Origin of the sequence: Streptomyces sp. MZ04 (genome assembly GCF_004684775.1) — a bacterium.
Classification (GTDB): Bacteria; Actinomycetota; Actinomycetes; order Streptomycetales; family Streptomycetaceae; genus Streptomyces.
In genome coordinates, this window is sequence record NZ_SRIC01000150.1 from 1 (window position 1) to 19,839 (window position 19,839).

Annotated in this window: 18 protein-coding genes and 1 tRNA gene; 11 read left to right on the forward strand and 8 right to left on the reverse strand. The window is 71.0% G+C overall.

All coding sequences use genetic code 11. The annotated features are described in order from the left end of the window. The first annotated feature begins 113 nt into the window (after positions 1–113). Positions 114–473, forward strand: coding sequence for a metalloregulator ArsR/SmtB family transcription factor (locus E2651_RS26665; protein WP_135333769.1), 360 nt, complete (start codon positions 114–116; stop codon positions 471–473). A gap of 23 nt (positions 474–496) precedes the next feature. Here E2651_RS26665 and E2651_RS26670 read toward each other — a convergent pair whose 3' ends face one another. Continuing rightward, on the reverse strand, positions 497–2,074 hold the full coding sequence (locus tag E2651_RS26670; RefSeq protein WP_245239241.1) for a PQQ-binding-like beta-propeller repeat protein: 1,578 nt from the start codon (positions 2,072–2,074) through the stop codon (positions 497–499). Positions 2,075–2,141: 67 nt separating this feature from the next. Then, positions 2,142–3,698: a PQQ-binding-like beta-propeller repeat protein gene (locus tag E2651_RS26675; RefSeq protein ID WP_135333770.1), complete on the reverse strand. Its 1,557-nt coding sequence runs from the start codon at positions 3,696–3,698 to the stop codon at positions 2,142–2,144. An 87-nt stretch (positions 3,699–3,785) separates the two neighbouring features. On the opposite strand from E2651_RS26675, the gene E2651_RS26680 reads away from it, so the two are divergent. From E2651_RS26680 to E2651_RS46185, 3 genes are all read left to right on the forward strand, one after another. After that, positions 3,786–5,087 carry a hypothetical protein gene (locus E2651_RS26680; RefSeq protein ID WP_135333771.1) on the forward strand — a complete coding sequence of 434 codons (1,302 nt, stop codon included), beginning with the start codon at positions 3,786–3,788 and terminating at the stop codon, positions 5,085–5,087. Between the two features lie 69 nt (positions 5,088–5,156). Then, a tRNA-OTHER gene (locus E2651_RS26685) sits at positions 5,157–5,229 on the forward strand. 137 nt (positions 5,230–5,366) lie between these two features. Next, entirely contained in the window at positions 5,367–5,675 is a 309-nt protein-coding gene (locus tag E2651_RS46185) for a PadR family transcriptional regulator (RefSeq protein ID WP_135333772.1), read from the forward strand. A gap of 15 nt (positions 5,676–5,690) precedes the next feature. On the opposite strand, the gene E2651_RS26695 is transcribed toward E2651_RS46185, so the two are convergent. After that, positions 5,691–6,965, reverse strand: a complete 1,275-nt coding sequence (locus E2651_RS26695) for an APC family permease (protein WP_135333773.1) — start codon at positions 6,963–6,965, stop codon at positions 5,691–5,693. A gap of 405 nt (positions 6,966–7,370) precedes the next feature. Here E2651_RS26695 and E2651_RS26700 point away from each other — a divergent pair, with 405 nt between their 5' ends. From E2651_RS26700 to E2651_RS26710, 3 genes are read left to right on the forward strand one after another with little or no spacing between them, the layout of a single operon-like run. Then, complete coding sequence (locus E2651_RS26700; protein WP_135333774.1) at positions 7,371–8,702, forward strand: hemolysin family protein; 1,332 nt, start codon at positions 7,371–7,373, stop codon at positions 8,700–8,702. Beyond that, entirely contained in the window at positions 8,699–9,712 is a 1,014-nt protein-coding gene (locus tag E2651_RS26705) for a hemolysin family protein (RefSeq protein ID WP_135333775.1), read from the forward strand. Before E2651_RS26700 ends, E2651_RS26705 begins: the two co-directional genes overlap by 4 nt. Positions 9,713–9,731: 19 nt before the next feature. Continuing rightward, positions 9,732–11,360 carry an ABC-F family ATP-binding cassette domain-containing protein gene (locus E2651_RS26710; RefSeq protein ID WP_135333776.1) on the forward strand — a complete coding sequence of 543 codons (1,629 nt, stop codon included), beginning with the start codon at positions 9,732–9,734 and terminating at the stop codon, positions 11,358–11,360. A gap of 129 nt (positions 11,361–11,489) precedes the next feature. Here the strand turns inward: E2651_RS26710 and E2651_RS26715 are convergent, their stop codons facing one another. Beyond that, entirely contained in the window at positions 11,490–11,738 is a 249-nt protein-coding gene (locus tag E2651_RS26715; RefSeq protein WP_135333777.1) for a holin, read from the reverse strand. A gap of 123 nt (positions 11,739–11,861) precedes the next feature. Here E2651_RS26715 and E2651_RS26720 point away from each other — a divergent pair, with 123 nt between their 5' ends. After that, a complete protein-coding gene (locus tag E2651_RS26720; RefSeq protein ID WP_135333778.1) occupies positions 11,862–12,371 on the forward strand; it encodes a DinB family protein in 510 nt (169 codons plus the stop codon). Positions 12,372–12,377: 6 nt separating this feature from the next. On the opposite strand, the gene E2651_RS26725 is transcribed toward E2651_RS26720, so the two are convergent. After that, on the reverse strand, positions 12,378–12,776 hold the full coding sequence (locus E2651_RS26725) for a cupin domain-containing protein (protein WP_135333779.1): 399 nt from the start codon (positions 12,774–12,776) through the stop codon (positions 12,378–12,380). A gap of 52 nt (positions 12,777–12,828) precedes the next feature. Here E2651_RS26725 and E2651_RS26730 point away from each other — a divergent pair, with 52 nt between their 5' ends. Together E2651_RS26730 and E2651_RS26735 are read left to right on the forward strand one after the other, a co-directional pair. Continuing rightward, on the forward strand, positions 12,829–13,824 hold the full coding sequence (locus E2651_RS26730) for a helix-turn-helix domain-containing protein (RefSeq protein ID WP_135333780.1): 996 nt from the start codon (positions 12,829–12,831) through the stop codon (positions 13,822–13,824). Positions 13,825–13,937: 113 nt separating this feature from the next. Further along, positions 13,938–16,178 carry a sialidase family protein gene (locus tag E2651_RS26735; RefSeq protein WP_245239245.1) on the forward strand — a complete coding sequence of 747 codons (2,241 nt, stop codon included), beginning with the start codon at positions 13,938–13,940 and terminating at the stop codon, positions 16,176–16,178. A 66-nt stretch (positions 16,179–16,244) separates the two neighbouring features. Here E2651_RS26735 and E2651_RS26740 read toward each other — a convergent pair whose 3' ends face one another. Continuing rightward, on the reverse strand, positions 16,245–16,733 hold the full coding sequence (locus E2651_RS26740; protein ID WP_135333782.1) for a pyridoxamine 5'-phosphate oxidase family protein: 489 nt from the start codon (positions 16,731–16,733) through the stop codon (positions 16,245–16,247). Between the two features lie 122 nt (positions 16,734–16,855). After that, a complete protein-coding gene (locus tag E2651_RS26745; protein WP_135333783.1) occupies positions 16,856–18,304 on the reverse strand; it encodes an MFS transporter in 1,449 nt (482 codons plus the stop codon). A gap of 153 nt (positions 18,305–18,457) precedes the next feature. Between E2651_RS26745 and E2651_RS26750 the strand changes: the two genes are divergently transcribed. Beyond that, a complete protein-coding gene (locus tag E2651_RS26750; RefSeq protein WP_135333784.1) occupies positions 18,458–19,387 on the forward strand; it encodes a LysR family transcriptional regulator in 930 nt (309 codons plus the stop codon). A gap of 35 nt (positions 19,388–19,422) precedes the next feature. On the opposite strand, the gene E2651_RS26755 is transcribed toward E2651_RS26750, so the two are convergent. Beyond that, positions 19,423–19,839: hypothetical protein (locus tag E2651_RS26755; RefSeq protein WP_245239246.1), on the reverse strand; the 417-nt coding region annotated here is incomplete at its 5' end.

A 19,839-nucleotide genomic window follows, 5' to 3' on the forward strand; every position in this document is an offset into this window, starting at 1 on the left:
GGCACGGGATTGATCGGCGCGGTCACGGTGCATCCCTTCCTGTTTCGACATCCATCGATGTCTTCCGTCAAGGCCAGCATCACTCCTGTATCGACATGTGTCAACATAGACGTATGTCGAACAAGAAGGTCCTGCCGCTCCTTGAGTCCGACGTCGTGCCCTGCTGCCCGCCGCTGACCGAGCGCCCCCTCACCGCCGACGAGGCGGTGCGGACGGCCGTGATGTTCAAGGCGCTCGGCGACCCGGTCAGGCTGCGGCTGTTCTCGCTGGTCGCATCGCACGAGGGCGGCGAGGCGTGCGTGTGCGACATCTCCGATGTCGGCGTCTCCCAGCCGACCGTCTCCCACCACCTCAAGAAGCTCCGCGAGGCGGGCCTGCTGACCTCCGAGCGGCGCGGCACCTGGGTCTACTACCGGGTCGAGCCGTCGGTGCTCGCCGCGATGGGGCAGCTGCTGCGGCAGTACGCGACCTGACCCGACACGCCGGGCCACGCTGCCTACTTGGCGGCGAAGCCGTACATCATGACCGTCTCCTGGGCCTTCGAGCTGGGCCGGGCGAGCAGGTCGGAGCTGATGAACAGCTTGTTGTGGGTGAAGACGAGTTCGTGCAGCAGGGGCGACAGCGTGCTGGGCCGGGTGCGGGCGTCCAGCAGCACCTTCTCCCCCTTCATCGTCCTGCCGTCGACGGAGACCACCTGCGTGAACGGGGCGGACTTGTACACGAGGACGTTCCCGCCGTCCATGCGGATCGGGAAGACCGGACTGGCGTCGCCCGCAGGCAGCTTCGTCCCCGTGGTCTTCCCCGTGGCCAGCGAGAAGACCACGATCTCGTTCGTGGAGGAGTACTTCTTCGAGCCGTCGCGCTGCTTGGTGGCGACGTACAGCTGATCGTTGCCCGTGACGATGCCCCGGCAGTCCTGGACGACGGACGTCTTGCCGCACGCGTGCAGGTACTTGTCGGCCGGCAGCGCGATCCTCGCGCGCAGCTTGCCGCGCTCATCGATGGCGAAGGCGCTCGACGCGCCCGACGGACCGATCTCACCGGAGTCGAGGGCGACGACCACCGGCCTGCTGGAGACCACGCTGGGCGTCTGCACGCCGGCGGGCAGCTTGTGGGTCCACTTCGCCTTGCCCGTGGCCGGGTCGAGGACCTGGACCCGGTAGCGCTCCGAACCGAAGTCGCCGCAGGAGCGCACCGCCACCAGCTGCTCGCCGCCGCCGTAGCCGACGTCGTGGCACTGCTCCCCCTGCTTCGGCTCCCACAGCACCTTTCCGCTGCGCAGGTCGAACGCCGCACCGCCGTACAGGCCGCCGACGGCCACCGTGTCGCCGCTGATGGTGACTTGATTGAACGGTGTCTTGTCCTTCTGGCTGCCGACGGTGATCGACTTCGTCCAGAGCTTGTCGCCGGTGTCGACGTCGAAAGCGGTCACCTCGGTGCATGGGGCGCGGACGCCGCGGTCGTCCTTCACGGCGGCCCCGGTGACCACCGCGGCGATGCCGTCCTTGCCGACGTCCGGGGAACCCGCGCACGACTCACCGGGCTTGGGCAGGTCCCACAGGCGCTTCCCCGAGGTGGCCTCGACACCGACGATCTTGCTGACCGAGGCCTTGGCGTACACCTTGTCGGTGAGCCAGGACCCCTTGGAGTTCCAGGTGCTCTCCCCCTTGGGCAGCCCGGGCTGCAAGGCCTTGGTGCTGAAGAAGGCCTTGGCGTCCGCCGGGACCGTCTCCTTGGGCTTGATGTACCTGGCCTTCTCGCGGTCGCCGCCCGGCTTGGCCGCGGTCTTGTCCTTCGAGCCGCCGCCGGACGACGCGGCGTACCAGACTCCGCCGCCGACGATCAGGGTGATCGCGGTGACGACCGCGATGACGATGGAGGTGCGGCGCCCGGTCCGTCTGCCGCCGCCCGGTGGCCCCATGGGCACCGTGGGCACGACGGGCACCGACGGCTGGTGGGGCCGAGGTGGACCGAAACCGCCGGGCGGCGGGCCGAAGCCGGAGGCCTGATCCGGCGGGGGCGGGCCGAAGGACCCCTGTGGGGACTGCTCGGGCGGCGGGAAGGGCTGCGTCATCGTGACTCCAACTGCTGGTGCGGGTACGGCTGTTCACTTGACTGCCGGGGTGTCACCGGCAGCGGCATCACCGGCCGAAGGAGAGCATGCGGCCGTTCCCCTCCTCGCCCTCGGCGCCATTGCTCTTGCCGCTCAGGCTCGTCGGCGTCACGAAGAACCGTCCGTCGGCGTACAGCGTGTAGCCCGCGAACATGCCGACCTCGATGCGCCGGGCCGCCGAGGTGTGCCTGAGCAGCACGTCCGGCTTCCCTCCTCGGGGTCCGAACCGCACCGTCTGCCCGTTGCCCTTCTCGCTCTGCGGCTTCGCGTAGACGATCACCCCCGGCCGGTCCTTGCCACCCACCGCCACCGGTGTGACCTGCCGCTTGCCCTCGCCCGACCCGGCCCACTTCTCCTTCCCCGAGTCGAGGTCGAAGGCGACGACCTTGTTCGGCCCCAGGATGTCGCCCTGCGGGGGCTCGCTCGCGAGATAGAGCGTGTCCTTGCTGACGGCGCCTCCCGGGCAGTTCTGCACGCCCTCGCCGGAGTCTCCCGCCATGGCGCACATCTCGAACGCGTGCGGGCCGCGGTCGAGCGTGACCCAGGATCGCTGCTTGCCCTTGTCGCCGACGGCGACGACGGCCCACTTCTCCGACTCCTCGCGGTTGCGGACCGCGGCGACGACGGGATCGGTGGAGTAGACCTTCTCGATGGTCCAGCCCTTCTTGCTGCTGAAGCGCCACTTGACGTCGCCGGTGCGGGGGTCGAGCTTCTTGATCCTGCTGTGCGAGACGTTGTTCCCGCTCAGGCAGCTCTCGAGCTGGAGCAGATTGCCGCCGCCCGCGACGCCGTACAGATAGCAGCGCCCTTCGCGCTCCTTCTCGGTGCTGAAGAGCCGCTTGCCGTCCCGGATCCGATAGGCGTGCGCGACCATGTCCTGGTCGACCAGGGCGGTGTCGCCCGTGATCGCGACGTGCGTCGTCCTGGTGCTGTCCGTCGTTCCGTGCTCCGTCAGCTCCTTGTGCCAGCCCTTCGCACCGGTCTTCAGATCGATCACCTGAAGCTGGTCGCACTTCGCGTTCTGTTCGGACTGCCCCTTCGTGTACGCGACCACGACCTTGCCGTCCGGCGTGGGGTTCACCGGGGTGTCGCACACCTCGCCGGGCAGCGGCACCGACCACTTCTTCGTGCCGTCGGCGGACTTGTAGCCGGTGACTTCGTCGTGCTCGGCCTGAGCCACGATGCCGCGCACATGCCAGACGTCGAAGAGCTGCGCGCCCTTGCCCGGCAGCTCGATCTCGTTCATGGCGAGCCAGGCCTTGGCGTCACCGGGCTCGCGCCCCGCGTTGACGTCGATGACGGCGGCGGACCCGTCGTCCTTGTCGTCGGCGTCCTGCTCCGGGCCCGCCGACTCCTCGTCCCCGTCCGGCGATTGCCGTGTGTGCGCCGCGGCGGGCTCCCGGGAATCTCCCCCGCCGTCCCCGCGCGTGACGGCGAACACCCCCACACCGACGAGCACCAGAGCGAGGGCGCCGGCACCGAGGACGGCGCGGCGTCGGCGCCTGCCGCCGGCGGAAGGCACCGGCTGGGCATAGGGGTTGCCGGGCAGCGGCTTGTGCACGGGCCCGGACTCACTGTTGACCATGGAAGAGAGTCTGTACCAGCCACGACACTATCTAGAGCCATTTTCTAGAAAAACTTTCTAAAGTTCGACTCCACACCACACCGCGCCGTGCGGGGCGCGAGCTACGACTGCGTGCACACCGTCCAGGGCACCGAACTCGACGCGGCGACCGAGGCGGTGCTCGCCAAGGCCGCCGAGCACTCGCTGCGCAACATCTGGCACGGCTACACCTCCATGCGCGAGGAGATCGCCCGCCCCATCGGCGCACAGCGCCAACTCGCCCGTGCGGCAGTCCTGTTCAAGGACCTCCCGGACCTCCCCGACGGCGCGGGGGATGATCCGGACCGGATCGAGGCGGTGATCCGGCGGGCGGGCGAGGACATCGGCCGCGCGTACGGGCAGAACGACTTCGGCATGGACCGCCTCGACCGCGCCGAACGCGCCGCGGCTCGTCTCGGAGAGCTCTCCAAGCGCCAGTACAACAAGCGCTTCCGGCTGCTGCGCCGGATGGAGGCCAAACTGGCGCGGCTCATCCACGAGCAGCGCCGCCGCGAGGTGACGATGACCGGCAAGGGTGCGCTCGCCCACGCCCTGCCGTACGAACTCTTCGCCGCGGACCCCGACTCGGCCGCCTTCATCGCGTACGTCACGGCGCGGGGCTACCTACGCGGCGTCTTCACCAACGGCAAGCAGCGTCAGGTCTACGACGAGGTCGCCGAGGCCCTGTTCGGGCGTCTGCGCGCGCGGCCCGAGCGGACCTGCTGGTACGCCGTCGCCCATGTGCACCCCAGGGCCGAGGTGTTGGCCGCCGTCTCCGACGAGGACCTCACTCGGCTCCTTGTGCGGTGGAACGGCTTCCTGCGCCAAGTGGCCGGCCTCCTTGAGGACGCCTGGAACCGGCACCCCCTGGAGCGCGGCACGATGATCGTGCGCCCCGGCGACGACTCGTCGACGTGGAACCAGGCCGCGCAGGCGTGGAACACGGCCCGAGCGCATTGGTTCGCGCTGCTCGACGAGCTGGGCGAGGCGGCGGTCCTGGACGAGGTCTGCCCCGGCAAGGTGCCCCGCCTCATGGCGGCCGACGTGGCGTACTGGCACCGCATGAGCGGCGGCGGACTGCACCCGGACACCTATGTCTGGGCCGATCTTCCGCTGCCCTGGGAGGTGCTGCGGGGCGAGGCGGAATGCCCGCGCTCGCTGGTCGAAGCGGTCTGCGCCCGGCATCGGGTGGACCCGGTGGCCGGCGCCTGGACCGCGCCCCGGCCCACGGCAGAGGCGGTGGCCTTCCGCCGGACACCCGAGCTGGTGCACGGAGTCCCCGTGGCCGACCCCCTGATGGCCGGCGCCCTCCGCTCGGCGGGAATCTTCTCCGGCAAGGGAAAACGCGCCGCGGCCCAGGAGTGGCTCTGACCCGCCCCAACCCCCGCTCCACGGAAATCAGTTGCCCCGCGCGGCGACCCCGGCGGTGATCGCCACAGCGACGAGGAAGCTCTGCGGAGGAGCGCCCGGCTCTGTCTCCGGGTGGACGCAGGTTCGAATCCTGCCCTCGTCGCCTTTTGCCTGTTCGGCTTCTACTTGTCCGGCGCCACGATGCGCGGACGACGCCGGCGTCGCGCCACCCGCGACGTAGACTCGAAGACCGATATCGGTTTCATCACTGTCCCGCGAGGGGGCAGGGAGGTGGGTGGAGTGCGGGAGTTCCAGCGGGGCGCGGTCAGGCTGCACATCCTGCATCACGCCGCCGAGGAGGAGATCCACGGCGCGTGGATGACTCAGGAGCTGGCCGGCCACGGCTACGACATCAGCCCCGGCACGCTGTACCCGACGCTCCACCGACTGGAGGCTGACGGCCTGTTGACCTCCGAGCAGCGGGTTGTCGACGGCCGCACGCGGCGGGTCTACCGGGCGACCCAGGCAGGCCGGCAGGCGCTGACCGAAGACCGCCGGGCGTTGCGGGAACTGGCGCGTGAGGTTCTCCCCCCGGACGAGCGCCCCTGACCGCACGGCCGGGTGTCATCGCGACCGTGGGGCCGTGATGACGCGGCGTACGCCGTAGACGGCGGCCCCCAGGCACAGGACCGCCGCGCCCCGGGCGACCGACGCCGCGGGCAGCGTGAACGCGAGCAGAAGGCAACCGGCCAGTCCGAGGAGCGGGATGGCCCGGGGCGGGCGTCCCTCCGCTGAAGTGAGGGTGAGCGCGGAGGCGTTGGCGATGGCGTAGTAGGCCAGCACGCCGAAGGAGGAGAAGCCGATCGCCCCGCGCACGTCCACGGTGGCGGCCAGGACGGCGACGACCGCGCCGACGGCGAGTTCGGCGCGGTGCGGCACCTTGAAGCGCGGGTGCACGGCGGACAGGACGTACGGCAGATGACGGTCACGGGCCATGGCCAGGGTGGTGCGGGAGACCCCGAGGATCAGCGCGAGCAGCGAGCCGAGCGCGGCGACGGCCGCACCCACGCGGACCACCGGCGTCAGCCACGTCGCCCCGGCGGCCCGCACCGCGTCCGACAGCGGTGCACCCGACTCCGCGAGCCGCCCGGCACCGAGGACGCCGAGGACAGCGATCGCGACGGCCGCGTAGACGACCAGCGTGATGCCGAGGGCGAGCGGGATCGCCCTCGGGATGGTGCGTGCCGGGTCACGGACCTCCTCGCCGAGGGTGGCGATGCGCGCGTACCCGGCGAAGGCGAAGAACAGCAGCCCGGCGGCCTGCGGCACCCCGGTCCAGGAGGCGTCCGGTCCCCACTCGAGGCGTGAGCTGTCGGCGTCGGCGCCGGTCAGGCAGACGACCACGACGGCGGCGAGCACGGCGAGGACGAGGGCGACGACGGCACGCGTGAGCCAGGCGGTCTTCTGGATGCCCGTGTAGTTCACCGCGGTCAGCGCCACCACCGCGGCCACGGCCACCGCGTGGGCCTGGCCGGGCCAGGCGTACAACCCCACGGTCAGCGCCATCGCGGCGCAGGACGCGGTCTTGCCGACCACGAACGCCCATCCGGCCAGGTAGCCCCAGAAGTCACCGAGGCGCTCGCGGCCGTAGACGTAGGTGCCGCCGGACGCCGGGTAGCGGGCGGCGAGCCGTGCGGAGGATGTGGCGTTGCAGTAGGCCACCACCGCGGCGAGCGCGAGCGCCGTCAGGAGCCCGGATCCGGCCGCGCCGGCCGCCGGTGCGAGCGCGGCGAAGATGCCCGCGCCGATCATCGAGCCCAGCCCGATCACCACCGCGTCGGGCACGCCGAGCCGTCTGGTCAGCTCGCCTTCGGCTGGAGGGTTGGCCGCCGTGCCCATCGCCACACTCCTTCACCCGCGGACTGCTCCGCGCGCCAGATTTCGGATCCCGATATCGCCATACGATACTAGGCCGGCCATGAGCGGTCGCCACGAACCCCGTCCTATGGAAACCGCTCGCCAGACCGCCCGCCGCGCTGCTTACATCACCCCATGAGTGATCTCCACATCCGCTGCATCAGCGACGCCCGAGCCGCAGTGGAGCCGCTGGGTGAAGCACCTCTAGATCCCGGCCCGCGGACACCCGCACGAGCGAATTTTGCTGGTCCTTTACTATGTACGGACCAATCGATTCAACTGAGATTCAACTGAAAGGTGTGAGCGTCCGCCCATGGGCGAGCCTCCCAGTACCCGACATCGCGCATTCCCCCGGTCCCTGTCCGATCATGGGACGGAGGTGACCCGATGACCGAAGTGCTCCTGCTCCTCGTGGCGGTGCTCCTGTCGCTGGCGTGCGGCGTCTTCGTCGCGGCGGAGTTCTCCCTCACCACGGTCGAGCGCAGCGAACTGGAACGAGCGGCCGAACGCGGCGAGCGCGGCGCCGCGGGCGCTCTCAAGGCCGTCAAGAACCTCACCTTCCAGCTCTCCGGGGCGCAGCTCGGCATCACCGTCACCAACCTGGTCGTCGGCATGCTCTCCGAGTCCTCCATCGCCAAGCTGATCGCGGGCCCGCTGCGCTCCATGGGCATATCCGCGTCGGTGTCCTCGTCGGTGGCCCTGGTCATCGGCACGGCCCTGTCGACGGTCTTCCTGATGGTCGTCGGCGAGCTGGTGCCCAAGAACTGGGCGATCTCATCGCCGCTGGCCGTCGCGAAACGGGTGGCGACACCGCAGCGTCTGTTCAGCGCCGCGTTCCGCCCCTTCATCGCGCATCTCAACAACACGGCGAACCACTCCGTGCGCCGCTTCGGCATCCAGCCCACCGAGGAGCTGGCCAGCGCGCGCAGCCCCAAGGAGCTGGTGGCGCTGGCCCGGCACTCCGCCAGGGAGGGCGCCCTGGAGGCGGACACCGCCGAGCTGTTCGTACGCACCCTCAACCTCGCCGATCTCTCCGCGGAGAACGTGATGACGCCGCGCGTGCAGGTCATCGCCCTCGACGTCCTCGCCACCTGCGAGGACGTCGCGAACGCGACGCGCGCCACGGGCCTGTCCCGCTTCCCCGTCTACCGCGGCAATCTCGACTCGGTCGTCGGTGTCGCGCACATCAAGGACGTCCTGGCGATACCGGCCGAGCGCAGGGCCCGCTTCCCCGTCGCCGAGCTGATGCGCGAGCCGCTGCTCGTACCGGAGTCGCTGACCGTCGACCGGCTCCTGGACCGGCTCTCCGGCAAGCGCACGATGGCCGTGGTCATCGACGAGTACGGCGGCACCGCCGGGGTCGCGACCCTGGAGGACATCGTCGAGGAGGTCGTCGGCGAGGTGCGGGACGAGCACGATCCGCACGAGACGCCCGACATCGCCCCCGCGGGCACCGACGACGAAGGCCGGACGCTCTACTCCGCCGACGGCTCGGCCCGCACCGACCAGCTGGCCCGCGTCGGCCTGCGCGTACCCGACGGACCGTACGAGACGCTCGCAGGCCTGGTCGCCACCCAGCTCGGCCGCATCCCGGCCGAGGGCGACAGCGTCGAGGTGGGCGGCTGGCGGCTCGACATCGTGGACGCCCGCGGCCGCCGCGCCGCCCGTGTGCTGCTGCACGCGCCCCTGCACGACGACCACCCGGAGGAGGAGCGATGACCGCCGTCCAGTTGCTGATCGGCCTGGCGACGCTCGTCGTCAACGCCTTCTTCGTGGGCGCCGAGTTCGCGCTCATCTCCGTACGCAGAAGCCAGATCGAGCCCTACGCCGAGGACGGCGACCGGCGTGCCAAGAGCGTGCTGTGGGGTCTGCAGCACGTGTCGGCGCTACTGGCGGCGGCCCAGCTCGGCATCACGCTGTGCACCCTGGTGCTCGGCATCGTCGCCGAGCCCGCGATCGCGCACCTGCTCGAGCCGCTGTTCGACGCGGTCGGCGTGGCGCACGGTCTGGTGCACCCCATCTCGTTCGTCATCGCGCTCGCCCTGGCGACGTATCTGCACATGCTGCTCGGCGAGATGATCCCCAAGAACATCGCGCTGGCCGAGCCGGTGCGCTCGGCGCTGCTGCTCGGCCCGCCGCTGGTCGCCGTCGCCCGTGCGCTGCGCCCGGTGATCTTCGCGATCAACGCGTTCGCCAACGGTCTGCTGAGGTTGCTCAGGGTCGAGGTGAAGGACGAGGTCGCCGCGACGTTCTCGGACGACGAGCTCGCCCGGATGGTCAAGGACTCCGGTGACGCGGGTCTGCTCGACGACCGCGCCCAGGAGCGGCTGCACGACGCGCTCGAACTGGGCCGCCGCCCTGTCCGGGACGTGGTGCTGCCGCTGGAGCGGGTGGTGTACGCGCATGTGGGCGTGACGCCGGAGCAGTTGGAGCGGCTCTCGTCGGAGTCCGGGTTCTCGCGCTTCCCCGTCGTGGACGACGGCCGCCGCATCGTCGGCTATCTGCACGTCAAGGACGCGCTCGACCGGGCGCCGCGCGATCTGCCGTTCCGGGTGCCGGACATGCGGAAGATCGCGCAGGTGCGGGAGTCCACGCCGCTGGACGACGTGCTGACCGCGATGCGCGGCAGCCGCACGCATGTGGCGGCGGTGCTCGGCTCGGACGGCAGACTGGCCGGGATGGTCACGATGGAGGATGTGCTGCGGGAGCTGTTCGGTCAGCCCGCGTGAGCCGAGGGGGATGCGCACCATGAGTCAACTCGTCCTGCGCGACGTGTCGTACGGCTATCCGGACCGGCCGGTCCTGGAACGGGTCTCGCTCTCGGTGCGCCCCGGCGAGAAGGCGTGCGTCATCGGCGAGAACGGCTCGGGCAAGTCGACGCTGCTCCGTCTGATGGCGGGCGAACACCTGCCCGCCGACGGCGAGGTGGCCGTCGTGTCCGACGGCGGCACCGGCTATCTCGCCCAGACGCTGCGCCTCCCGCCGCACGCCACCGTGCAGGACGCGGTGGACGACGCGCTGGCCGAACTGCGGGCTCTGGAGCGGCGGATCGGCGAGGCGGAGGACGCGCTCGGCTCGACGGGAGCGGACGGCCTCGCCGCGTACGGGGATCTCCTCGCCGCCTTCGAGGCCCGTGACGGCTACCGCGCCGACGCCCGCCTGGAGGCGGCGCTGCACGGACTCGGCGTACCCCATCTGGAGCGCTCGCGCGCCCTCGGCTCCCTCTCCGGCGGCGAGGCCGCGCGCCTCGCGCTGGCCTGTGTGCTCGCCCCGCAGCCCGAACTCCTCCTCCTGGACGAGCCGACGAACCACCTGGACGACCAGGCGCTCGGCTGGCTGGAGGAGCGGCTGCGCGCCCACCGGGGCACCGTCGTCGCCGTGACCCACGACCGGGTCTTCCTGGACCGGGTCGCCGAGGTGATCGTCGAGGTCGACGGCGACCGCAGGTCGGCGGCGCGCTACGGCGGCGGCTGGCACGGCTATCTGGAACAGCGCACCACGGCCCGGCGCCGCTGGGAGGAGCGCTACCGGCGGTGGAGCGACGAGGTCGCGCGCCAGGAGCGGCTCGCGGAAGGCGGTTCCGACCGCCTCGCGACGGGCTGGCGGATGAGCGCGAGCCCGCGTTTCGCGGGGCATCAGCGCTCGGTGGAGGGCCAGCTCTCCGGTGTCGTACGCAATGCGCGCGAGCGGCTGCGCAGACTGCGCGCGGAGCCGGTGCCGCGCCCGCCCGACCCGCTGCACTTCACGGTCGGCGACGGCATCGAGGGCGGTGACCACCCCTTCGTACGTCCCACATCGCTCACGGACGTCAGGGTGGGCGAGCGCCTCACCGTCGAGCACCTGCTCCTCGAGCCGGGCTCGCGCACCTTGGTCACCGGGGCGAACGGCGCGGGCAAGTCGACGCTGCTCGGTGTGCTCGCGGGGGCGGTCGCCGCGGATCGCGGGGATGTCGAACTCCCCGCGCGCGTCGGCTACTTGCCCCAAGAGATCGCGTACATCGCGGATGAAGACACCACCAGGACGCTGCTGGACGCGTTCGCGGCGGGCCTGCCGGACGGCCTGCCCGAGGACCACGCGCCGCGACTCCTTGCCCTTGGCCTGTTCAGGGAGGAGGACTTCGCCGTACCGGTGCGGGGCCTCTCCGTGGGCCAGCGCCGCCGCCTCGCCCTGGCCCGCCTGGTAACCCGCCCGGCCGACCTCCTCCTCCTGGACGAGCCGACGAACCACCTCTCCCCCGCGCTGGTCGAGGAGCTCGACGAGGCGCTCGCGGAGTACCGGGGCACGCTGGTCGTGGTGTCCCACGACCGCAGGCTGCGGGAGCGGTTCCGGGGCGAGCGGGTACGGGTGGAGGCGGGGCGCCTGCTTCCGGAGGCGTAGCCCGTGACCCCCACCCTCACCGAACGCCGCGCCCCATGGGTCGTCTTCACTCGCCATGACGACCCATAGGTGACGCTGGATCAGGAACGCCTGACGGCAACCCTGTCGGACGAGGAGTGGCCGCTCGGTTCAGCGAGTTGCCCCGCCGCGCCGAACGGTCGGGGTCTCCGTGATACCGGGCCCACCGGCCCCCACCTTGGCGGCGCCGACCGCGGTGAGAACGGCGAGCAGCGTCGCCATCCCGGCGGTGGCGAGCGCCGCCTCCCAGTCGACGTCCAGGAGACTGGTCGCCCCGGCGACGAGCACGGCGCCCAGTGACTGCGCGAAGGTACGGAGCGCACGCTCCGCGGTGGCCTTCCAGAAAACGACGGTCCACATGGCTGCCTCGCCCTCTCGAGGTTGACGGGTCAACTCCCGGCATACCGCGATCGCGGCCTGCTGCCTACGCCGACGGCTGAGAAGATGATCCCCGCAGTCAGGCAGAGACGAGGAGCACCAGCCATGCCCGGTGACGACCGCATAGATCCGCCCAGCCTTGGTAGCGAGCGTGAGACGTTGCGGGGGTTCCTCGATTATCAGCGTGCGACCCTCGCCATGAAGTGTGAAGGGCTCACCGACGAGGAGCTGCGGCAGCAGTCGATGCCTCCGTCGACGCTGTCGCTGCTCGGGCTCGTGCGGCACCTGGCCGAAGTGGAACGCGCCTGGTTCCGGCGGGTGTTCGAGGATCATGACGCGCCCATGGTCTGGTCCGACGAGATCGACTTCCAGGCGGCGTACGACGCTGGCGCGTCGACCAGGGCCGAGGCGTTCGCGGCCTGGGAAGCGGAGGTGGAGAACTCGCGCCGTGTCGAGGAGAAGGCCGACTCCCTGGATCTGGCGGGGTATCAGCCGCGTTGGGGCGAAGAGGTGTCGCTGCGGATGGTGATGGTGCACGTCCTGTTGGAGTACGGCCGCCACAACGGGCACGCGGACTTTCTGCGCGAGGGCGTCGACGGAACCGTGGGCGCCTGAGTCCACCTACGGTGTGAGGCGATGCCCCGTCGTCGCGTCGACGTGGTCCGGGATCTCGTCGTGGCGGTCTCCGACCGTCGGGGTGCCGGTGGGCTCGAGGACGAGGATCGCGGCGCCGGACGGTGCGGACGGCTTGTGTTCGGTGCCGCGTGGGACGGTGAAGACCGAGCCCTTGGGGAGGGTCACCGTGCGTTCGCCGGTCGGCTCGCGCAGGGAGATGCGCAGTTCGCCGTCGAGGACGAGGAAGAACTCGTCGGTGTCGTCGTGGACGTGCCAGAGGTGGTCGCCCTCGACCTTGGCCACGCGTACGTCGTAGTCGTTGACCTGGGTGACGATGCGCGGGCTCCACAGGGCGTCGAAGGAGGCCAGGGCCTTGTCCAGGGCGATGGGTTCGTTGGTGCTCATGGCTCCAGCTTCCGGCGTCCGGCCGCATCGCCGCGAGTGGTAGAAATAGCTCATGGCGCAAGGATTCTCTCAGGACGACGGTGACGGGCCGCCCCTGCATCGCGTCGTCGTCATCGTCGACGCCAACTCCAATCCCTTCGAACTCGGCTGCGCCACCGAGGTGTTCGGGCTGCGCAGGCCCGAAATCGGGCGTGAGTTGTATGAGTTCTCACTCTGCTCGCCCGAGCCCCGCACCCTGATGCGGGACGGGTTCTTCACGCTCACCGGCGTCGCGGGACTGGAGGCTGCCGACTCGGCGGACACCTTGATCGTGCCCAACCGGCCCGATGTCGAGGTGCCACGGCGCCCTGCCGTCCTCGACGCGGTCCGCCGGGCGCACGCTCGCGGGGCCCGGCTCGTCGGGTTCTGCAGCGGTGCCTTCACGCTGGCCGAGGCCGGGGTGCTGGAGGGGCGCCGGGCCACCGCGCACTGGCAGTGGGCGGACGACTTCCGGGCCCGCTTCCCCGGCGTACGGCTCGAACCGGATGTGCTGTTCGTCGACGACGGAGACATCCTCACCGCCGCGGGCAGCGCCGCCGCGCTCGACCTCGGACTGCACGTGGTCCGCCGCGACCACGGCGCCGAGGTCGCCAACGCGGTGAGCCGGCGCCTGGTGTTCGCCGCCCATCGGGACGGCGGCCAACGGCAGTTCGTGGAGCGGCCGGTACCGGACGTGCGGGACGAGTCCCTCGCCCCGGTCCTCGCCTGGGCGCAGGAGCGGCTCGACGCACCGCTCTCCGTGCCCGATCTCGCGGCGCGCGCCGCGCTGAGCCCCGCGACGCTGCACCGCCGCTTCCAGGCCCAGCTCGGCACCACACCCCTCGCGTGGCTCACCGGCGAACGCCTCACGCTGGCCTGCCGGTTGATCGAGCGGGGGGTGGCCGGCTTCGACGAGGTCGCCCGGCGCAGCGGCCTCGGCACCACCGCCAACCTGCGCGCCCTGATGCGCCGCGATACGGGCCTCACGCCCTCCGCGTACCGCCGCCGGTTCGGGCCCGAGCAGCACTGAGGCGGGCATGCCGCCTGGTACAGCCTTCAATCCCCCCACCCTCCTTCACAAAGGCCAACTTGAGGCCTATTGGTCCCCCGCCCCCTCTCATAGGGTCACGGCTTGATATGGCCATGACGAAGAAGAGGGAGTCCATGCGTCGCAGACGGCTGCTCCACCTGGTCCTCGCCCCGCTCGCGGGCGTGTTGATGTTCACGGCTCCGGCCGCCGCGGGCCCCACGCCACCGGGGGACGTCTACCGGCCGGTACGCGGTCCTGCCGCACCCGCCGAGTACCGCTATCTGCAGAAGACCGTCCCCGGAGAGTCGATTCCGCGCCACGCGCACGAGGACGCCGCCGCGCAGGCGCGTCAACTGCCCACCACCGGCGGCCGATGGAAGTCCGTCGGGCCGACGAACATCGGCGGGCGCATCGTCTCGCTCGCCCTCGACCCGAAGCGTGCGGACACGCTGTACGCCGCCGCGGCCAGCGGTGGCGTCTGGCGCAGCACGGACGCGGGGCAGACCTTCAAGTCCGCCTGGCCCGACGACTGGACGCAGGCGATGGGCGCGGTCGCCACCGCGCCCGACGGCACCCTGTACGCCGGTACCGGCGAGCCCAACCCCGGGGGCGGCAGCATCACGTACGAAGGGACTGGCCTCTACCGCAGCACCGACGGCGGCAGGCACTGGACGCCGTCCGGGCTGCGGGACTCCGGCGCGATCAGCGCGATCACCGTGGACCCGGACAACCCGCGCCGCGTCTACGTGGCGGCGGCCGGTTCGCTCTACAACGGCGGCGGCGACCGCGGCGTCTACCGCTCGGAGAACGGCGGCAGGACCTGGCAGCGGATCCTGTCCGGCGCCAACGAGTTCACCGGAGCCACCGAGATCATCGTCCAGGGCGGCAAACTGTACGCCGTCCTGTGGGACCACCGCCGCACGCCCGAACGCCGCACGTACGGCGGCGATGGCTCCGGCGTCTTCCGCTCCCGCGACGACGGCAGGACCTGGCAGCGGCTCGGCGGCGGACTGCCCGCGCAGGGGCCGGGCGTCGGCCGGATCGGTCTCGCCGTCGCGGGCGAGCGGGCCTACGCCATCGTCAACAAGACGGAAGGACCCTTCGAGGGCTTCTACGCGTCGACGGACGCCGGCGACACCTGGAAGCGGACGCCCACGGACAAGAAGCTCACCGATTCGCAGTCCACGTTCGGCTGGTGGTTCGGGAAGATCTGGACCGATCCGCGCGACGCCGGGCATGTGCAGGTCGCCGGAGTACCGCTGATGACCTCGAAGGACGGCGCCGCCACCTGGACGGCCGACGACACCAGCATCCACGTCGACCAGCACGCGATGGTCTGGGACCCGCGCCACCCCGGCCGCGTCTACCTGGGCAACGACGGCGGCGTCTACCGCTCCGACGCGAGCGGCGACGGCGGCTGGGTCAAGGCCCGCCACCAGCCGTACACCCAGCTCTACAGCGCGGCCATCTCCCCGCAGGACGCCTCGCGGCTCTCCGGGGGCGCGCAGGACAACGGCTCGATACGTTCCTGGGGCGGCGACGGCTTCAACGAGTACCTCGGCGGGGACGGCGAGGAGAACCTGATCAACCCGACCGACGTGAACAACGTCTACGCCTGCTACCAGTACGGGAATTGCTTCAGCTCGGCGGACGGCGGCGACACGCTGACCTACTTCGCCGACAAGACCACCTTCAAGCGCCGCAACTGGTTCACGCCGGTCGTCTTCGACCCCCGCGACCCCAAGGTCCTCTACTACGGCGCCGAGATGCTCAACCGCTCCACCGACGGCGGCGCCACCTGGCAGGCCATCAGCCCCGACCTGTCCGGCGGTCCGGGCCCCGACCCGATCTACACCAACTACGGCACGATCACCTCGATCGCCCCGGCCGCGGACGGCCGCACTCTCTACGTCGGCACGGACGACGGCCGCGTCTGGGTCACCAAGGACGGCGGCGCGCACTGGACGAAGCTCGCCCAAGGCCGCCCCTGGGTGACCCGCGTCGTCGTCGACCCGCACGACCCCGACCGCGTCTACACCACCCACTCCGCCTATCGCGCGGGCTCGGCCACGCCCCACGTATACGGCAGCACGGACGGCGGCGAGCACTGGAAGGACCTGTCGGGCAATCTGCCGGACGCGCCGGTCAACGACCTCGTCATCGCCCGGGGCGGCAAGCTCCACATCGGCACCGACCAGGGCGTCTTCACCTCCGGCGACAAGGGAGACCAGTGGTCGCGCCTGGGCCGGGGCATTCCCGCGGTGCCGGTGGACGACATCGAGTACGACGCCGGGAACCACCGCCTGGTGGCGGCCACGTTCGGCAGGGGCTTCTACGAACTGACCACTCCCTGACCGTCCGATACCGCCAACCGCTCTGCTCCGGGCGGCCGTCGGGCCACCGGGAGCAGAGCGTCGGCGTCAGTCCGGATCCGGCTGCCAGATGGTGCTGCGCAGATCCGAACCGCGGACCAGCTGGATCCGCCAGGGGTCGATGCGGATCACCTCGTACTCGGGGTCGTCGGGCCCCCCGCTCCAGTAGTGGATGGGGTCGTATCCCACCCCCGGCGGGCCGCCCTCGGTGTAAAGATCCCACGCGTGGCGCTTGGTGGCCCGGTCGTCGCTCCAGCTGGAGCGGGAGTCGACGTGGAGGGTGTTCTGGCGGGGGTTCCAGTAGGAGTAGGTGGTGTGCGGATTGCGGGCCAAGTGGGCTGTCTTCACCGGGGTCTTGTACGCCGCGAGCCAGCCGACCGGGCGGCCGTCGACGATCTCCCAGACGGGGAGCAGGACCCGGGCGCGAGGGCGGTTCCTGCGGTCCACCGTGATCATCGTGGCGTACTTGATGTCGCGTACGTAGGTGAAGAACGTGTCCTGCACCGTGGAGAAGTCGCTGGTCCTGGTGGTGGTCATGACCGGGTGCTCCTTCGATTTCGATGAGTGGGTCGATGAGTGGATCGATCAGCGGGTCGATCAGTGGATCGATGAGTGGATCGAGATCAGCGGGTCGATCAGTGGGGCGATCAGTGGGGCGATCAGTGGGGCGCAGGAAGGTCCTCCGCGCGGTCTTCGGCGGGTGTGCCGGTCGCCGTCACCCTGCCCGCCCCTGAGCGGAGCCCGAACGCGCTGATCAGCGCGGCGAGCAGGACCGCGGCCAGGGGGACCCACAGGGCCGCGCGGTAGCCGTCGAGGAGGTCGGCGGGTGCGGACGAGGCGGTGGCGGCGACGTTGACGGCGGTGACCGTGGAGAGGCCGAGCGCCGCGCCGAACTGGAAGGAGGTGTAGAGGAGTCCGCCCGCCAGGCCCTGCTCCTCCTCCTTGACGCCCTCGGTGGCGACGATGGTGAGCGGGCCGTAGGCCAGGGCGAAGCCGAGGCTGAGGATGATCAGGCTGGGGAACATCGCCAGATACGTCCAGTCCGCGCCGACGGGCAGGAACAGGGCGTACGCGAGCGCCGCGAGGAGCAGCCCGCCGAAGATCACTCGGGCGTTGCCGAAGCGCTCGACGAGCTTGGGTGTGACCGTCGGCGAGAGCACCGCGTCGACGCCGATGACGATCATCGCGAAGCTGGTCTCGAGGATGGACCAGCCGCGCAGCTCCTGGAGGTAGAGGACCACCACGAACTGGAATCCGAAGAAGCCCGCGGCGAAGAGCAGTCCGGCGAGGTTGGCGCGGACGAGCGCGCCGCTGCGGAAGATGCCGAGCCGCACCAGGGGCGATGCCGAGCGGCGTTCGACGGCGACGAAGGTCCCCAGGAGCGCGAGGCCCGCGGCGAGCGTGCCGAGCGTGGCGGCGAGGCTCGTGTGGGATGCGCGCTCGACGCCCAGGACGAGCAGCACGATCGCAGCGGTGACGGTGACGCCGCCCGCCAGGTCGACGCTCTGCCCGGTGCGGTCGGGGCGCGGCGACTTGGGCACGAAGGCGAGCGCCGCGAACAGGATCACCGCGGAGAGCACGACGGGGGCGAAGAAGACCCAGCGCCAGCCGACCGAGGCCAGCAGACCGCCGATGACCAGGCCGATCGAGAAGCCGCCCGCCGCGGTGCCGGAGTAGAAGAGCAGCGCCTTGTTGCGCCGCGGCCCCTCCTCGAAGCTGGTGGTGATGATGGAGAGGCCTGCCGGGGTCATGAAGGCGGCGGCGACCCCCGTGACGAAGCGGGCGACGATCAGCATCCAGCCCTCGGTGGCGAAGCCGCCCAGGCCGGAGAAGAGCAGGAAGACGGTGAGCCACAGGACGAACATCTGGCGGCGCCCGAAGAGGTCCGCCGCCCGGCCGCCGAGCAGCATGAAGCCGCCGTAGCCGAGGACGTAGGCGCTCATGACCCACTGCAGGTTTCCGGTGGACAGGCCCAGGTCGGCGCGGATGGAGGGCAGGGCCACATTGAGCATGGCCACATCGATGCCCTCCAGGAAGATCGCGCCGCACAGGACGAGCAGGACGCCCCACTCCCGGGGCTTCAGGGCTGACTCTCTCGGCATACTCATGGCGATGTCCTCTGTTCTTCTGCCAATGGCCCGACGGGGAAGGGATGTTGTCGGTGCACTCACCCTCGAGCAGGGCGCACGGCGGAACAACGGCGAAGATCGCAACGTTCGTTCAACCAGGCTTACCGATCCGATCCACCTGGGGGAACACCGATGGAACGCGATGAACTGGAGTGCTTTCTGCTCCTCGCCGACGAGCTGCACTTCGGCCGCACGGCCGACCGCATGCGGCTCTCTCGCGCGCGGGTCAGCCAGTTGATCCAGCGGCTCGAACGCCGCGTCGGCGCCCCGCTGTTCATCCGCACGAGCCGCCGCGTCGCCCTCACCTCGCTCGGCCGGCAGCTGCGCGCCGACCTCGAACCGCACCACCGGGCCATCGAGGCCGCCCTCGACCGGGCGGCCGCCACCGCGCGCGGCATCGAGAGCGTGCTGCACGTGGGCTTCTCCAATCCGCTGACCGGCGAGATCGTGATGAAGGCGACGGAGGCGCTGCGCGCGAGCCACCCCGGTCTCGCCGTGGAGATCTGCGAGGTGCCGCTCTCCGATCCCTACGGACAGCTGCGCAGCGGCGAATTCGACGTCCAGCTCACGGAGTTCCCGGTCGAGGAGGCGGATCTGGGCGCCGGTCCCGCGCTGCTCGCGGAGGAGCGGGTTCTCGCGATCGCGGCGGGCCATCCGCTGGCCGGGCGGGACGCGGTGTCGTTCGAGGATCTGGCGGACGTGACGCTCCTGACGATCGCGGGCGAGGTCCCCGACTACTGGCTGGAACACCACGTCCCGTCCCACACACCACTGGGCCGCCCGATCGCCCGCGGCCCCGGCGTGACGAACATGCAGGAGGCCCTGATGCTGGCCGCGGCGGGCAAGGGCGCGCTGCTCGCGCCCGCGCACACAGGGACGTACTACGGGCGACCTGGTGTCGTGTACGTCCCCTTCGCCGACGCGGAGCCGGTCGGCTACGGCATGGTGTGGCGCGCGGGCGACGACACGGGCGCGATCGAGGCGTTCACCAGGACGGCCCGGGAGGTCGCGCGGGACGTGGCGGAAGGGGATCCGCGGAGTGTGGTGCCTGCGGGGGTGTGATCAGTGGCGGCAAGTCAGCGGCGTCGGCAGGCAGTTCATCGGCCCCCCTCCCCCCTCCCCCCCGCCTCGAGCAATCGGCGAAGGCGGCGGACCTCGGCGACGAGGCGGGGTACGTCCGCGCGGGCGTCGGCGATGAACCGGGCGTTCTCGTCCCAGCGGCCGTCCGCGGCATCGATGTAACGCGGCCGCTGCACGAGGGTGGCGGCCACGATCTCGCCATGGTCGAACTCGGGCCGGCGGTCGGCGCGTCCGGTGTCGGGGACGGTGCTGACGGCGACGAGGCTCATGGCGTGGTCGTCGTCGAGCTGACGCACGTGCCAAGGCCCGGGAGTCGCGGCCGCGGCGATCCCCGCGATGTCGTGGAGGTCGTCGTCCGTCAGAGCGACGGAGGCGTCCATCGGGCTGTTCCTCTCGCGGGTGGGTTCGGGGCGACGCGGGTCGGCGCGGGCGGG

What these genes read in the sequence shown, in the direction of transcription:
- E2651_RS26665 (WP_135333769.1), top strand. Translation starts at nt 114, where the DNA reads ATGTCGAACAAGAAGGTCCTGCCGCTCCTTGAGTCCGACGTCGTGCCC.
- E2651_RS26670 (WP_245239241.1), bottom strand. Translation starts at nt 2,074, where the DNA reads ATGACGCAGCCCTTCCCGCCGCCCGAGCAGTCCCCACAGGGGTCCTTC.
- E2651_RS26675 (WP_135333770.1), bottom strand. Translation starts at nt 3,698, where the DNA reads ATGGTCAACAGTGAGTCCGGGCCCGTGCACAAGCCGCTGCCCGGCAAC.
- E2651_RS26695 (WP_135333773.1), bottom strand. Translation starts at nt 6,965, where the DNA reads ATGGGCACGGCGGCCAACCCTCCAGCCGAAGGCGAGCTGACCAGACGG.
- E2651_RS26700 (WP_135333774.1), top strand. Translation starts at nt 7,371, where the DNA reads ATGACCGAAGTGCTCCTGCTCCTCGTGGCGGTGCTCCTGTCGCTGGCG.
- E2651_RS26705 (WP_135333775.1), top strand. Translation starts at nt 8,699, where the DNA reads ATGACCGCCGTCCAGTTGCTGATCGGCCTGGCGACGCTCGTCGTCAAC.
- E2651_RS26710 (WP_135333776.1), top strand. Translation starts at nt 9,732, where the DNA reads ATGAGTCAACTCGTCCTGCGCGACGTGTCGTACGGCTATCCGGACCGG.
- E2651_RS26715 (WP_135333777.1), bottom strand. Translation starts at nt 11,738, where the DNA reads ATGTGGACCGTCGTTTTCTGGAAGGCCACCGCGGAGCGTGCGCTCCGT.
- E2651_RS26720 (WP_135333778.1), top strand. Translation starts at nt 11,862, where the DNA reads ATGCCCGGTGACGACCGCATAGATCCGCCCAGCCTTGGTAGCGAGCGT.
- E2651_RS26725 (WP_135333779.1), bottom strand. Translation starts at nt 12,776, where the DNA reads ATGAGCACCAACGAACCCATCGCCCTGGACAAGGCCCTGGCCTCCTTC.
- E2651_RS26730 (WP_135333780.1), top strand. Translation starts at nt 12,829, where the DNA reads ATGGCGCAAGGATTCTCTCAGGACGACGGTGACGGGCCGCCCCTGCAT.
- E2651_RS26735 (WP_245239245.1), top strand. Translation starts at nt 13,938, where the DNA reads ATGACGAAGAAGAGGGAGTCCATGCGTCGCAGACGGCTGCTCCACCTG.
- E2651_RS26740 (WP_135333782.1), bottom strand. Translation starts at nt 16,733, where the DNA reads ATGACCACCACCAGGACCAGCGACTTCTCCACGGTGCAGGACACGTTC.
- E2651_RS26745 (WP_135333783.1), bottom strand. Translation starts at nt 18,304, where the DNA reads ATGAGTATGCCGAGAGAGTCAGCCCTGAAGCCCCGGGAGTGGGGCGTC.
- E2651_RS26750 (WP_135333784.1), top strand. Translation starts at nt 18,458, where the DNA reads ATGGAACGCGATGAACTGGAGTGCTTTCTGCTCCTCGCCGACGAGCTG.